General features: G+C 61.5%; 13 protein-coding genes and 1 other RNA gene. All 14 read right to left on the bottom strand.

Annotated features, from left to right (window positions below):
- The gene (locus tag CXK91_RS05175; protein WP_103455229.1) at window positions 1–945 is read right to left on the bottom strand and encodes a D-alanine--D-alanine ligase; all 945 of its coding nucleotides are present in this window, start codon (window positions 943–945) and stop codon (window positions 1–3) included.
- Window positions 942–2,399: a UDP-N-acetylmuramate--L-alanine ligase gene (murC, locus tag CXK91_RS05170; RefSeq protein WP_103455228.1), complete on the bottom strand. Its 1,458-nt coding sequence runs from the start codon at window positions 2,397–2,399 to the stop codon at window positions 942–944. The genes CXK91_RS05175 and murC overlap by 4 nt, the downstream gene beginning before the upstream one ends.
- On the bottom strand, window positions 2,392–3,462 hold the full coding sequence (murG, locus tag CXK91_RS05165) for an undecaprenyldiphospho-muramoylpentapeptide beta-N-acetylglucosaminyltransferase (RefSeq protein WP_103455227.1): 1,071 nt from the start codon (window positions 3,460–3,462) through the stop codon (window positions 2,392–2,394). The genes murC and murG overlap by 8 nt, the downstream gene beginning before the upstream one ends.
- Complete coding sequence (ftsW, locus tag CXK91_RS05160; protein WP_103455226.1) at window positions 3,452–4,675, bottom strand: putative lipid II flippase FtsW; 1,224 nt, start codon at window positions 4,673–4,675, stop codon at window positions 3,452–3,454. The genes murG and ftsW overlap by 11 nt, the downstream gene beginning before the upstream one ends.
- Window positions 4,675–6,018: a UDP-N-acetylmuramoyl-L-alanine--D-glutamate ligase gene (gene murD / locus CXK91_RS05155; RefSeq protein WP_103455225.1), complete on the bottom strand. Its 1,344-nt coding sequence runs from the start codon at window positions 6,016–6,018 to the stop codon at window positions 4,675–4,677. Before murD ends, ftsW begins: the two co-directional genes overlap by 1 nt.
- 6 nt (window positions 6,019–6,024) lie before the next feature.
- A complete protein-coding gene (gene mraY, locus CXK91_RS05150) occupies window positions 6,025–7,107 on the bottom strand; it encodes a phospho-N-acetylmuramoyl-pentapeptide-transferase (protein ID WP_103455224.1) in 1,083 nt (360 codons plus the stop codon).
- Complete coding sequence (locus tag CXK91_RS05145; RefSeq protein WP_103455223.1) at window positions 7,107–8,483, bottom strand: UDP-N-acetylmuramoyl-tripeptide--D-alanyl-D-alanine ligase; 1,377 nt, start codon at window positions 8,481–8,483, stop codon at window positions 7,107–7,109. Before CXK91_RS05145 ends, mraY begins: the two co-directional genes overlap by 1 nt.
- Complete coding sequence (locus CXK91_RS05140; RefSeq protein WP_103455222.1) at window positions 8,476–9,939, bottom strand: UDP-N-acetylmuramoyl-L-alanyl-D-glutamate--2,6-diaminopimelate ligase; 1,464 nt, start codon at window positions 9,937–9,939, stop codon at window positions 8,476–8,478. The genes CXK91_RS05145 and CXK91_RS05140 overlap by 8 nt, the downstream gene beginning before the upstream one ends.
- Window positions 9,939–11,666: a peptidoglycan D,D-transpeptidase FtsI family protein gene (locus CXK91_RS05135; RefSeq protein ID WP_103455221.1), complete on the bottom strand. Its 1,728-nt coding sequence runs from the start codon at window positions 11,664–11,666 to the stop codon at window positions 9,939–9,941. The genes CXK91_RS05140 and CXK91_RS05135 overlap by 1 nt, the downstream gene beginning before the upstream one ends.
- Complete coding sequence (gene ftsL, locus CXK91_RS05130; RefSeq protein ID WP_219856823.1) at window positions 11,666–11,935, bottom strand: cell division protein FtsL; 270 nt, start codon at window positions 11,933–11,935, stop codon at window positions 11,666–11,668. Before ftsL ends, CXK91_RS05135 begins: the two co-directional genes overlap by 1 nt.
- A gap of 17 nt (window positions 11,936–11,952) precedes the next feature.
- On the bottom strand, window positions 11,953–12,900 hold the full coding sequence (gene rsmH / locus CXK91_RS05125) for a 16S rRNA (cytosine(1402)-N(4))-methyltransferase RsmH (RefSeq protein WP_003281169.1): 948 nt from the start codon (window positions 12,898–12,900) through the stop codon (window positions 11,953–11,955).
- Entirely contained in the window at window positions 12,897–13,352 is a 456-nt protein-coding gene (gene mraZ, locus CXK91_RS05120) for a division/cell wall cluster transcriptional repressor MraZ (RefSeq protein ID WP_003281171.1), read from the bottom strand. Before mraZ ends, rsmH begins: the two co-directional genes overlap by 4 nt.
- A gap of 294 nt (window positions 13,353–13,646) precedes the next feature.
- Window positions 13,647–14,006: RNase P RNA component class A (rnpB, locus tag CXK91_RS05115), an RNA gene on the bottom strand.
- Between the two features lie 72 nt (window positions 14,007–14,078).
- Entirely contained in the window at window positions 14,079–14,942 is an 864-nt protein-coding gene (gene rsmI / locus CXK91_RS05110) for a 16S rRNA (cytidine(1402)-2'-O)-methyltransferase (protein ID WP_058063887.1), read from the bottom strand.
- Window positions 14,943–14,985: the final 43 nt, after the last annotated feature.

Below are 14,985 nucleotides of genomic sequence, written 5' to 3'. Positions count from 1 at the left end.
TTAGCTCCCCGCCTCGAGGCTGTCATCGAGAATGCTCAAGACCAACTGCTGAAAATCCAGGCCGGCGGCACGCGCCGCCATGGGCACCAGACTGTGGTCGGTCATGCCGGGTACGGTATTCACTTCCAGCAACCAGAAATTGCCAACGGCATCCTGCATCACGTCAACGCGGGCCCAGCCGCGAATACCAACCGCTTCGCAGGCGCGCGCGGACAATATCTTGAGTTCCTGTTCCCGAGCGGCGTCGAGGCCACAAGGAATCCGGTATTGGGTATCGGAGGCCAAGTACTTGGCGTCGTAGTCGTAGAAGCTGTGCGGGGTGCCCAGGCCAATCGGCGGCAGCACTTGGCCATGCAGCACCGCAACGGTAAATTCCGGACCTTGTATCCACTGCTCGACCAGCACCTGCGAATCGTAGGTACTGGCGGCACGCCAGGCGTCGATCAGCTCGGCAATGCCGGCGACCTTGGCCATGCCGATGCTCGAGCCCTCATGAGCCGGCTTGACGATCAGCGGAAAGCCCAGCGTTTCGGCAGCGGCCTTGCAATCGTCTTCGGTGGCCAGCACGGCGTGCTGCGGTGTCGGCAACCCCAGGCTCTGCCACACCTGCTTGGTGCGCAGCTTGTCCATTGCCAGGGCCGATGCCAGGATGCCGCTGCCGGTGTAAGGGATGCCGGCGCATTCCAGCAGGCCTTGCATACTGCCATCTTCTCCGCCACGACCGTGCAGGACGATAAAGGCGTGATCGATACGCTCGTTACCCAGGCGTTGCAGCAGGTCGTCGCCGGCGTCTATACCGAACGCATCTACACCTGCCTCCTGCAACGCAGCGAGGACCGCCGCGCCGGACTTCAGGGAAACTTCCCGCTCGGCACTCCTGCCGCCAAAAAGCACAGCGACGCGGCCGAATGCTTTGGGATCCCGAGTCGAATGCAGGGCCATCATTTGGATTTCCTCGCAGTTCCATCGCCACCGAATAGCGGGCTATTGAGCAATTGCGGCGCAAGCCCGCCGATATCGCCGGCACCTTGGCAGAGCAGGATGTCGCCGGCGCGCAGCAGCGGCTTGACCAATGGAGCGAGGTCGACGCCACGCTCGACGTAGATCGGATCCAGCTGCCCGCGCTGGCGGATGCTGTGGCACAGCTGACGGCTGTCGGCACCAGGTATCGGCTCCTCGCCAGCCGGATAGACTTCCATCAGCAGCAACACGTTTGATTCACCGAGCACTTGCACGAAGTCGTCGTAGAGGTCGCGGGTGCGGCTGAAGCGGTGCGGCTGATAAACCATCACCAGGCGCCGCTCCGGCCAGCCTCCACGTACCGCCTTGATCACGGCCGCAACTTCACGCGGGTGGTGACCGTAATCGTCGACCAGCATCACGCTGCCATTCTCGACCGGCAGATCGCCGTAGACCTGGAAGCGGCGGCCAACGCCCGCGAACTCCGCGAGCCCCTGAACGATGGCGTCGTCATCGATGCCTTCATCCGTCGCGATAGCGATAGTGGCCAAGGCATTGAGCACATTGTGGTTGCCGGGCATGTTCACCGACACATCCAGCGGCTCGCAGCCGTCGCGCAGCACGGTGAAGTAGGTGCGCATGCCTTCCTGGCGGATGTTGATCGCGCGTACATCGGCGTCTTCGCTGAACCCGTAGGTCGTGGTTGGCCGGCCGATCTGCGGGATGATCTCGCGCACGAACGGATCATCGACGCAGAGCACGGCCAGACCGTAGAACGGCAGGTTGTGCAGGAACTCGACGAAGGTCTTCTTCAGCTTGCCGAAGTCGCCGCCATAGGTGCTCATATGATCGGCGTCGATGTTGGTTACTACCGCCACCATCGGCTGCAAGTGGAGGAAGCTGGCATCGCTTTCATCGGCCTCGGCAATCAGGTAACGGCTGCTGCCCAACTGTGCGTTGGTGCCGGCCGCAGTCAGACGGCCGCCGATGACGAAGGTCGGATCGAGTCCACCAGCAGCAAACACCGAGGCAAGCAGGCTGGTCGTGGTGGTCTTACCATGCGTACCGGCGACCGCAATGCCATGCCTGTAACGCATCAGTTCGGCGAGCATCTCGGCACGTGGAACCACTGGAATACGTTGCTCGAGTGCCAGCGCAACTTCCGGATTGGCCGAGTTGACAGCGCTGGACACTACCAGCACGTCGGCACCGGCAACATTGCCGGCCTGATGGCCGATGAAGATCTGCGCACCGAAACTCTGCAACCGATCGGTACTGGCAGACTCCTTGAGATCGGAGCCGGAAACTTCATAACCGAGGTTAAGCAATACCTCAGCGATGCCGCACATACCAACGCCGCCGATACCGACGAAGTGAATGCGACGGATGCGACGCATGCGCCGTACTTCCGCTTTAACCGCGGCGGGGGATTTAGCCACGGGCCACCTCCAGACAGATTTCGACCACGCTGCGGGTGGCGTCGGGCCGAGCCAGACGGCGCGCGGTGGCCCCCATGGCCTTTAGTTTTTCCGGCTGCATCATTACCTCGGTCAGCTGAGCGGCAAGCGCGGCCGCGTCAGTCTTGGCTTGTGGCATAAGGACGGCGGCGCCCTCCTTCGCCAGATATTCGGCGTTACGAGTCTGGTGGTCGTCGATCGCATGGGGCAGCGGCACCAGGAAGGACGGCAGGCCTGCTGCGGCCAGCTCGCAAACGGTGAGCGCACCAGCACGGCAGATCACCAGATCGGCCCAGGCGTAGGCGCGCGCCATGTCCTTGATGAAGGGAGCGACCTCCGCCTCTACATTCGCTTCTGCATAGCGTTGCGTGGTGATTTCGGCGTGCTGCTTGCCAGCCTGGTGAAATACTTCCGGACGCAAGTTCAAAGGCAGCTGAGCCAACGCCGCAGGCAACAGCTTGTTCAAGGGCTCGGCACCCAGGCTGCCACCCAGCACCAACAGGCGTGGCCGGCGGCCAATCAGGGTGTCGCGCGGGGTTTCCAGAAACAGCTCTTCACGCACAGGGTTGCCAGTGGTCCGGCGCTTGGCGCTGGACTTGAAGGTGTCGGGAAAGGCTTCGCAAACACGGCTGGAGAGCGGCGCGAGGCTTCGGTTGGCGGTGCCAGCCACGGCGTTCTGCTCGTGAATTACCAGCGGCACACCCGCCAGCTTGGCGGCCAGCCCACCCGGGCCAGTCACGTAGCCACCCATGCCCAGCACGCAGACTGGTTGCAGCTCGCGAACAATGCGGCGTGCCTGGAACAGCGAGCGAACCAACTGCACTGGGGCCTTTATCAGCGATGCGAGGCTCTTGCCGCGCAGCCCACTGATCTGGATCAGATGCAGCGGCAGGCCAGCGGCCGGCACCAGTTCGTTCTCGATGCCACGCGGCGTGCCGAGCCAGTGCACGGCATAGCCCCGTGCCTGAAACTCGCGGGCACAGGCCAGCGCAGGGAAGACATGGCCGCCAGTGCCGCCAGCCATGATCAGCACATTAGCGGCCATGGGCGACCTCCTTGGCCGGCGGCTCGGCGAAATCGGCTTCGTCGAAGTCGGTATCCTCGCTGCCCAGCACGGTGCGGCTTTCCCATTCGATTCGCAGCAACAGCGCCATGCTCGCGCAAGTCACCACCAGCGAGCTGCCGCCATAGCTGAGAAAAGGCAGCGTCAGTCCCTTGGTCGGCAAGAGGCCGACGTTCACGCCGACATTGATCAGAAACTGACCCAGCCAGAGAAACGCCAGGCCCCAGGCAACGTAGGCGGCGAAGAACTGCCTGGCCTTCTCTGCCCAGAGACCGATATACAGTGCGCGGATGCCGACGAACGCGAATAGCGCGATGGTTGCCAGCGCGCCAATCATCCCCAGCTCTTCGGCCAGCACCGAAAAGACGAAGTCGGTATGCGCTTCCGGCAAATAGAACTGCTTCTGCACGCTGTTGCCGAGGCCGACGCCGAACCACTCGCCGCGACCGAAGGCGATCAATGCCTGGGTAAGCTGATAGCCGGCGCCGTACTGATCGGCCCAAGGATCGGTAAAGGTGATCAGGCGCTGCAGACGATACTCCTGGGTCTGCACCAGCACCACCACGGCGCCCACCGCCGCGATTACCAGCAGGCTGAAGCGGATCATCCCGACGCCACCGAGGAACAGCATCGCTACCGCGGCGCCCATCATGACTACCGTGGCACCGAAATCAGGCTCCAGCAGCAGCAGAAACGCCATCGGCAGCAGCACCAGGAACGGCTTGGCGAAACCCCACATGCTCTCGCGGACTTCTTCCTGACGACGCACCAGATACCCGGCCAGGTAGATCACCACGAATACTTTGGCCAGCTCCGACGGCTGCACGTTGAATGCGCCGAAGCCGATCCAGCGCATGGAGCCGTTCACTTCCCGACCAATGCCCGGCAACAGAACGAGGATCAACAGACCGAATGCGGCGAGCAGGAGCATCCAGTCCAGGCGCTGCCAAACCGACAGCGGCACCAGCAGCATGGCTGTGCCGGCGCCAAGCCCCAGCAACACATAAATGAGGTGGCGGATCATGTGGTACAGCGGGTTGCCGGAGTTAACCGCAGCCACTTCGGAGGATGCCGAGGTGATCATTACCAGGCCGAGGCCAAGCAATGCCAGGCAGCCGGCGAGCATGGGAAAATCCAGATCCAGACCGCGGCGGCCGAACAGTGGCGACGGTGCATGACGCAGGAAGGCAAACATCAGCTGAGCGCCTCCACTGCAGAGGCGAAAAGGCGGCCGCGCTCTTCGAAGTTCTTGAACATGTCCAGGCTGGCACAGGCCGGCGAGAGCAATACCGCATCGCCTTCCTCGGCGTATTCGGCAGCGCTCTGCACGGCCTCCTCCAGCGTCGCGACGCGAACGATGGTTGTCGCATCAGCCAAAGACTCAGCGAGACGCTGCGCATCGCGACCAAGCAACACGACGGCGCGGCAGTACCGCGTGACGGGCGCACGCAACGCCGAGAAATCCGCGCCCTTGCCGTCGCCACCGGCGATCAGCACCAGCTTGCCATCGATATCGGCACCCAGCCCTTCGATCGCTGCCAGCGCGGCGCCAACATTAGTGGCTTTCGAATCGTCGTAATAACTGACTTCGTGGCGCTGACCAACCCACTGACAGCGATGCGGCAAGCCGGCGAATTGGCGAAGCGTCTCCAGCATCGGCTCGAACGGAAGCCCAACGGCATTACCCAGCGCCAACGCAGCCAGCGCATTGGACTGATTATGCGCACCACGCATCTTCAACTCACGAACCGGCATCAGGGTTTCGAACTGGAATGCCAGGTATTTCTCACCCTTATCCTCGAACAGCCCAAACCCCTTGAAGTCGGGTTTGCCGAGCCCGAAGGTCCAAGTGGGCAAATCATCAGCCACCAATGGCCGACTGAGGCGATCGTCACGGTTGACCACCACTTGGCGCGCACCACGAAAGATTCGATGCTTGGCCTGGTGGTAGGCCGGCAGGCCGCTGTAGCGATCCATGTGGTCTTCGCTGATGTTCAGGCAGGTCGCCACCTCGGCATTGAGCTGCTCGGTGGTTTCCAGCTGAAAGCTGGACAGCTCCAACACGTAAAGCTCGACCTCGTCATCGAGCAAATCAAGGGCCGGAGTGCCGAGATTGCCGCCAACTGCCACTTTGCATCCTGCGGCTGTTGCCATTTCGCCCACTAGCGTGGTTACGGTGCTCTTAGCGTTGGAACCAGTGATAGCAATGATCGGGGCCCTGGCTTCGCGAGCGAACAGCTCGATATCCCCGGACAACTTAACTCCGCGGGCTTTCGCTTCCTGCAGCGCTGGAGTACTGACCGCCAGTCCCGGGCTCACCAGCAGCTCGCTGGCGGTGCAAAGAAACTCCACGTCTAATTCGCCACAGCGCACCTGCACATCCGAATACTCGGCCTTGAGCGTGGCCAGTTCCGGCGGGTTCACGCGGGTGTCAGCAACGGCAAAGGGCAGCCCACGGCGCGCCAGATGGCGTACCAGGGACATGCCGCTCTTGCCGAGACCGACAACGATGCGGAACTGATCGGAAGCGATGAGCACTCTCAATTACCTCAGTTTCAGGGTGGCGAGGCCGACGAGCACCAGGATCACGGTAATGATCCAGAAGCGCACGATTACCCGGGGTTCGGGCCAGCCCTTGAGTTCGAAATGGTGGTGAATCGGGGCCATACGGAACACGCGCTTGCCGGTCAGTTTGAAACTGGCGACCTGAATCATCACCGACAGGGTTTCCATCACGAACACCCCGCCCATGATGAACAACACCACTTCCTGGCGAACGATGACCGCGATGGTTCCAAGCGCCGCGCCCAGCGCCAACGCGCCGACGTCGCCCATAAAGACCTGAGCCGGATAGGTGTTGAACCAGAGAAAACCGAGGCCGGCGCCGATCAGCGCGCCACAAAATACGATGAGCTCGCCCGCGCCCGGGACGTAAGGAATAAGGAGGTACTCGGCAAAGTTCACGTTGCCGGACAGGTAGCAGAAGATACCCAGGCCACCACCAACCATTACCGTTGGCATGATCGCCAGTCCGTCGAGACCATCGGTGAGGTTTACCGCATTGCTCGAGCCGACGATGACGAAATAGGTCAGCACCACGAAGCCAATCCCCAGCGGGATCTCGATATTCTTCAGCAGCGGCAGGATCAACGTGGTTTCAACCGGCGTCTGCGCGGTCATATAAAGGAAGATTGCAGCCCCGAGCCCGAACACCGACTGCCAGAAGTACTTCCACCGGCTCGGCAGGCCGCGGGAGTTCTTCTCGATCACCTTGCGATAGTCATCGACCCAGCCGATCGCACCGAACAGCAACGTCACGGCCAGCACGACCCAGACATACCGGTTGGATAAGTCGGCCCATAACAGGGTGCTGATACTGATAGCACTGAGAATCAGTGCTCCACCCATGGTTGGGGTGCCGGATTTCGACAGGTGCGACTGCGGACCATCGGTGCGTACCGACTGGCCGATCTGGCGCATCTGCAGCGTGCGGATCAGCCAGGGGCCCATCCACAAGGACAGCACAAGCGCAGTGAGTACGCCGAGAATTCCACGCAGCGACAGGTACTGGAAGACTGCAAAGCCCTTGTGGAACTGTTGCAGATACTCGGCGAGCAGCAGCAGCATCAGTGTTTCTCCATGGATGGCCCAGCGAGCGCATCGACGACTTTGTCCATCGCCGCGCTACGCGAGCCCTTGATCAGAATGGTGGTACCGCTGCCCTGCTCGGCACGCAGGCTCTCGATAAGGCTGCTCTGGTCGGCAAAATGTCGGGAGCCCGGGCCGAACGCGTCGACCGCATAGGCCATCAACGGGCCGACGGCGTATAGTGTGCCGACCTTGCCAGCGGCATAGGCGCCGACTTCACGATGGCCCTGCTCGGCCCACTCGCCCAGCTCGCCCATGTCACCCAGTACGAGAATGGTGCGGCCAGCAAAGCTGGCCAACACGTCGATTGCGGCGCAGATCGATGCAGGATTGGCGTTGTAGCTGTCGTCGATAAGGCGCACACCGTTGGCGAGCATCTGCGCCACGGCGCGGCCCTTGACCGGTTGCAGTTGCTGCAGCCCGGCAACAACGGCGTCCGCGTCGACACCCAGCGCATAAGCCGCTGCGGCTGCCGCCAGGGCATTGGCAACATTGTGCCGGCCGAGCAGATTGAGCTGGATACGGAGGTTGCCCAGCGGGCCGGTCAGTACGAAGCTCGGACAACCGCGCTGATCGTAGGCGACCGAACCGGCGGAGAAATCGGCGAGCGGGTTGGCCAGGCCGAAAGAGACGATGCGCTTGCCCACGACACGCTCGGCCCAGACCGGATAGGCCTTGTCATCGCGATTCAGCACCGCAATGCCGCTTTCATTCAAACCGTCGAGGATCTCGCCTTTGGCTTCGACGATCTTGTGCGGGCCGCCGAACTCGCCGACATGGGCGGTTCCGGCGTTGGTAATCAGGCTGACATCAGGGCGTACTAGATTGACGGTGTAGGCAATATCGCCAGGACGTGAGGCGCCTAGCTCGATAACCGCCGCGCGGTGCTCAGCGCTCAATTCCAGAAGCGTCAAAGGCGCGCCCAGATCGTTGTTAAGGTTACCGCGAGTCGCCAATACTGCGTTTTGGCCGCGGGCGCAGCGCAGGATGCTGGCCAGCATCTCCTTTACGCTGGTCTTGCCGCTGGAGCCGGTAATCGCGGCGACCGGCCCGTTGAAGGCGTCACGATTGCGCGCACCAAGGCGCCCTAGTGCCAAACGGGTGTCGGCGACTACCAACTGTGGCAGCGGAGCTCCCTCCACCTCGCGCTCAACCAGCGCCGCCACCGCGCCTTTCGCAGCCACATCGGCCAGATAGGCGTGGCCGTCGAAGCGAGGCCCGGTCAGGGCGATGAACAGCTGCCCGGGCTGGACGGCTCGACTGTCGGTACTTACCGCGTCGAAGCTGGCATCCGCACCTACCAGGCGGCCGGAGAGAGGCTGCTGCAGCTCGCTCAGGCGCATCGTGTCAAGCATGGGGCTTCTCCCAAGTGGACAGACCCGCGCAGGCTTCTTCTATATCGGAGAACGGCAAGCGCTCACCGCGAATTTCCTGATAGTCCTCGTGACCTTTACCCGCGAGGACCACAATGTCCTCGGCATGTGCGGTTGCGATAAGGCTGGCAATCGCTTGGGCGCGGCCGTGCATGACGGTGACGGCCGCGGGGTTGACGAACCCTGCCCGGATGTTATCGATGATCTGCTCGGGCGCCTCGTTGCGCGGATTGTCGTCAGTCACCACGACGCCGTCGGCCAATCGCTCGGCGACCTCAGCCATAAGCGGGCGCTTGCCGGTGTCGCGATCGCCGCCGCAACCGAACAGACAGAGCAGCCTGCCGCACGCGTGTGGGCGAAGTGCGGTGAGGACTTTTTCCAATGCATCGGGTGTGTGTGCATAGTCGACCACGACCAGCGGACGATCGCCGCCGCCCAGGCGCTGCATGCGGCCAGCAGGCCCCTGGAGATCAGGCAGCACAGCCAGGATTTCATCCAGCGGGTAGTCCATGCCCAGCAAAGCGCCGACAGCGGCCAGCACATTGCTGACATTGAAGCGCCCCAGCAGCGGGCTTCGCATCGAGCGCTCGCCCTGCGGCGTGATCAGGCGCGCATGAATGCCGTCATCGTTGAGCAGGGCTTCGGCGCAAAACAGATAAGCCGAGCGGTCCTCCAGGCTGTAGGTAATTAGCCGCGAGTCGCGCTCTTCGCCAGCCAACACGCGACCAAAGCCATCATCAAGATTGATCACCCGGCAGCTCAATCCGGGCACGTCGAACAGGCGGGCCTTGGCAGCGCCATAGGCTTCCATCGTGCCGTGGTAGTCCAGATGGTCACGGGACAGGTTGGTGAATACGGCGACATCGAAATCCAGCGCAGCGACACGGCCCTGATCAAGGCCATGTGACGACACTTCCATAGCTACGGCGCGGGCGCCCTCCTGCTTGAGATTGGCCAGCGTCGCCTGCACCCCGATGGCATCCGGCGTCGTATGGCGGCCAAGCTCCAGTTGGCCGTGAAATCCCGTACCCAGTGTGCCGATGATGCCGCACGGCTCGCCGAGCCGATCAAGCGCCTGAGCGATCAGCTGGCTGACACTGGTCTTGCCATTGGTTCCGGTAACGCCAACCAAGCGCAGGCTGCGGCTGGGTTCACCGTAGAAGCGCCCGGCAATAGCCGACAACTGGCTGGACAGGTGCTGTACCGGCACCATTACCGCATTGCCGGTCAGCGCCTGGTCGAGCCCTTCAGCTTCGTATGCGACCGCAGCTGCACCGCGAGCAATGGCATCGTGCACATGGTCGCGACCATCGAACTGCAACCCTGGCACTGCCAGAAACAGATCTCCGCCGCGGACCTTGCGGCTATCGAGCGTCAGCTCGCGAATCAGGATATCGCTGCCCGCTTGTGGCAGCAGGTGATTCAGTGGCATCGGCATCAGATTCGCCCTCCATTGCCTTTTACCGCTTCTGCGGTCTGTAGATCGGCCGGCGGAGGCAGATTGTCCGGTGCAACATTCATCAGCCGCAGCGCGCGCGCCATAACCGTGCCGAATACCGGTGCCGCGACCAGGCCACCGTAGTACTGGCCCTTGCTCGGCTCATCCACGACGATTACCGCAGCAATCCGCGGATTGGAAAGCGGTGCCACCCCAGCAAAGAACGAGCGATAGGCGTCCTTGGTGTAGCCACCGGTACCGGAAATCTTCTTCGCGGTCCCGCTCTTTCCGCCGACCTGGTAGCCCGGCACTCTGGCACGAGCACCACCACCACCTTCCTCTTCGACGACGGCGCGCAACATCTGCAGAACCGTGCCGGAAATCTGCTTGTCGATGACCTGCACGCCATCCTGCACGCGGTCCAGACGCAGCAGGGAAAGCGGTACATTGGACCCCTGATTGCCCAGTACCGCATACGCATGAGCCAGCTGGACGGCAGTCACCGACAAGCCGTAGCCATAGGCCAGGGATGCAGTTTCAGCGTCCCGCCATTTGCGATGATTAGGCAGATTGCCAACCCGCTCGCCGGGGAAACCCAGCCCGGTATCCTGGCCGAAGCCAGCTTGTTGCATCACTGCGTAAACCGGCTCGGCACCGATATCCAGAGCAATCTTGCTGATGCCGACGTTACTTGACTTCATCAGAATGCCAGTCAGCGACAACATGCCGCCGCGGGACACGTCGCGGATGGTGTAGCGACCAATGCGCATCCAGCCAGGCAAGGTATTGACGACCGAGTCAGGCTTATATTTTCCGGTACCCAGCGCTGCCGCGATGCTGAACGGCTTGACGGTCGAGCCAGGCTCGAAAACGTCGATCATCGCGCGATTGCGCATGGCCGCCGGCTGCAGGTTGCGGCGGTTGTTCGGGTTGTAGGTGGGCTGATTGGCCATGGCGAGGATTTCACCGGTTTTGACGTCAACCATCACCAGACTCGCCGCCTTGGCACCGTATTCATGCACCACTTTGCGTAGCTCGCTGTGGGCGAGGTACTGCAGGCGGAGATCGATCGACAAAGCCATGGCCTTGCCGGCCTTGGCATTCTTCACCACCTGCACATCCTTGATCAGCCGGCCGCGGCGGTCCTTGAGCACCTGGCGCTTACCCGGCACGCCGGCAAGCCACTCGTCATAAGCGAGCTCCATGCCCTCACGACCACGGTCATCAATATCGGTAAAACCCACCACATGTGCGGCCACTTCGCCAGCTGGATAGAACCGGCGGAACTCTTCCTGGGCGTATACACCGGGAATTTTCAGATCCAGCACGTCCTGACCCTGCTCGGGCGTCAGGCCGCGCACCAGGTAGATGAATTCGCGCGAAGCTTGCGACTGTAGCCGCTCGCTCAAAGTCGCTGCGTCCTGACCCAGGGCCTTGGCCAACTCCGCCCACCGTGCGCGGGATGTCTGCAGCTCCTTCGGGTTACCCCAAAGCGTGGTGACTGGCGTGCTCACTGCAAGTGGCTCACCGTTGCGGTCCGTGATCAAGCCCCGGTGGGCAGGTATCGGTATGTGCCGAACGCTGCGCGCGTCACCCTGGCCTTTGAGAAACCCCTGATCCATCACCTGCAAATCGACAATACGCCAAGCGATGGCGCCCACCAGCAGAGCCAGCAGCGTCAGTACGATGCGGAAGCGCCACGGATAAAGCGCGCCCTGAAGGTTCATCATGGCTTCACCAGCCTGACGTCTGCCGCCGCAGGAATATGCATGCGTAGCTGGTCAGTCGCTAGCGTCTCGATGCGGCTGTGAGCCGTCCAAGTGCTCTGCTCAAGAATCAAGCGCCCCCACTCGGCCTGGGCTTTGTCGCGCACACTGAGCTCGCCATACAGATCATTGAGCAGCTGGCGATTCCAGTGCGCGCAGTAGGCAACCGCGATAGCCGACAGCAGAACGCTGACGAACAACACCAGCATCAACAGGCTGCCGCGAGGCATCGAACGAAGCACACGGCTCACCGTAGTTTCTCCGCAACGCGCATGACCGCGCTACGCGAACGCGGGTTGGCCTTGACCTCAGCATCAGATGCGTACTGGGGCTTGCCAAACAGCTTCAATCGCGGTTCGAAGGCCTTTGGGATGATTGGCAGATCGCGCGGCAGCTTGTCCGCTTCGCCTTTGGCGTGTCGGCGCATGAACTGTTTGACGATGCGATCTTCCAGCGAATGAAAGCTGATAACAACGAGCCGGCCACCGACTTCAAGCGCGTCCAAGGCAGCCTCAAGCCCACGCTCAAGATCGCCCAACTCGTTGTTGATGTAGATACGCAAACCTTGGAAGGCGCGTGTCGCCGGATTCTTGCCTTTTTCCCAGGCCGGATTGGCCTCGGTTAGCACTTTGGCCAGGTCGGCCGTGCGCTCGAATGGCGCCTCTACACGGCGCTGCACCACCGCGCGCGCCATGCGTTTGGCAAAGCGCTCCTCGCCATATTCCTTGAATACGCGAGCGATCTCTTCCTCTTCGGCATGGGCGATCCATTCAGCTGCGCTCACGCCACGGCTTGGATCCATTCGCATGTCCAGAGGGCCGTCGTGAAGAAAGCTGAAACCACGAGCAGGGTCGTCCAGCTGCGGCGACGACACACCGAGGTCCAGCAAAATTCCACTGACAGTCCCATTCCAGCCGCGCTGCGCCAATTCCTCACCCAGCTCGGCAAAACTTCTCTGCACAACGACAAAGCGGCCGTCCTCGGCCGCTAGTGCTTGCCCCGTAGCGATGGCTAACGGGTCCTTGTCGAAGCCTAGCAATTGGCCATCAGAGCCAAGTTGCTGAAGTAGCAGTCGGCTATGACCGCCTCGCCCGAAGGTTCCGTCCAGATAACGGCCATCCGCGCGCACGTTCAGCGCCGCGACGGCTTCGTCGAGCAACACGGTAATATGTCGCAGGCTGCTGATCTGGCTCACAGGATTAGGTCACGTAGTTCTTCCGGCAGACCGCCGGGTTGCTTGATGGCCGCCAGGTCCGCGTCGGATATCGCGTTCCAGTCGTCCTCGTTCCACAGTTGAAACTTGTTCAGTTGCCCTACCAACATCGCCCGTTTGTCTAGCCGGGCGTACTCGCGAAGGCGCGGCGGCACAACCACGCGACCGCTGCCATCCATCTCAAGATCAACGGCATTACCGATCAGCAGACGCTGCAACCGACGGGCTTCTTCGCGCAGAGAGGGCAGCTCGCGGAGCTTCGCCTCAATCAGCTCCCACTCGGGCAGGGGATAGATGCACAAACAGCGGTCCACAGCGTCGATTGTGATGATCAACTGGCCATCGCCACGGGAATTCAGCTCGTCGCGATACCGGCTGGGCATAGCTAGCCGGCCTTTGGCGTCGAGACTGATGGCGTTAGCTCCGCGAAACACGGCTGCGCTTCCCCTAAATTAGCTATCCATGCCCATATTTACCCACTTTCTGCCACTTCCTACCACTTGTGCGCACTATAGAAACGCAGCCGCCCCACCGTCAAGGCAAGCCGGACGGGAAAAAGCCTTACGGAGCGGCAATTTAGCGACGCTAATGCTGGAATCGAGCAGAACAGCGAAGGGAAGGAAGGGAGGTTCCGAACAGGCGCAAGCAGTTACTCAACAAAGTTAATGTGCTTTGTTAAGAGCAATAATCTTTCGGAATTAAAATCGGGCGTCACGAAGGTAAAAGAGGAGGAGAGTCGATCTGTAAGCCGGGTTCTGTCGAGGACAGCCATTCCTCTACGACAGCCATCACTGACTGCCTCTAGCAACCTACCCGGATCCAGCGCGGGCCACGCCAATGGATCCCTATTTGGTCTTGCTCCAAGTGGGGTTTACCTAGCCACGGACTGTTGCCAGCCGTGCGGTGCGCTCTTACCGCACCTTTTCACCCTTACCGGCGCCGAAACGCTTAGGCGGTTATTTTCTGTGGCACTTTCCGTAGGCTCACGCCCCCCAGGCGTTACCTGGCACTTCGCCCTATGGAGCCCGGACTTTCCTCCCTCCCTTCTTGCCGGAACAAAAAGAGACAGCGACTGTCCGATCGACTCTCCAGGCGCCAGAGTATCGTTGCGAGGAGCTTGCTGCAAGCGCACCTCCCTAGCGCACGCGCAATGGGTCCTGCTATTTGCGCTCCAGCGCTGCCTGATACAACAGATTCTTACGCACACCCGTGATATCAGCTGCGATGGCAGCTGCTCGTTTAAGCGGCATTTCAGCTAGCAACAAATCAAGCACCCGCAACGCCTCCGCACTCACCGCACTTTCACCCGGCGGAGCCTGCCAACCCTCTACAAGCAGTACGCACTCGCCCCGCTGCTGGTTGCTGTCTGCCTCGACCCAAGCTCTCAGCTCGGCCAAGGGCAAGCCTTTCAGCGTTTCAAAGGTTTTGGTCAACTCCCGGCCAAGCACAGCGACACGCGCCCCACCGAATATCGCCTCGAAGTCACACAGAGACTCGAGTATTCGATGCGGCGCCTCATAAAAAATAAGGGTGCGAGGCTCTTCCTTCAGCGCCTCAAGGCGCGTGCACCGAGCAGCAGTCTTTGCGGGCAGAAAACCCTCGAAAATGAAACGATCCGACGGCAAGCCGGCAGCGGATAGTGCCGCAATCAACGCGCAGGCGCCCGGAACCGGCACGACCGCAATCCCCGCAGCGCGAGCCTGACGCACGAGGTGGTAGCCCGGGTCGGAGATCAGCGGTGTGCCGGCATCAGAAATCAGTGCAACATCATCCCCCGCCTGCAATCGGCCGATGAATCGACTGCCCTCGTCACGCTCATTGTGCTCATGGCACGCGGCCAAAGGAGTCTGGATGCCAAAGTGCGCCATTAGGCGAGACGAATGCCGGGTATCCTCCGCGGCAATAAGCGCTACATCACCAAGCACGCGCAGGGCACGAGCACTGATGTCTTCCAGATTGCCGATAGGTGTGGCAACGACATAAAGCGTACCCACTCCGGAATTCGCACCAGCGCTGGCAGTCACAGGGCTTACCTCTGTTACGGAAATGCGCATTGTAGCCCGATTC

Source organism: Stutzerimonas stutzeri (genome assembly GCF_002909485.1).
Lineage (GTDB): Bacteria > Pseudomonadota > Gammaproteobacteria > Pseudomonadales > Pseudomonadaceae > Stutzerimonas > Stutzerimonas stutzeri_AH.
This window is presented reverse-complemented; position numbering and strand designations above follow the sequence as displayed.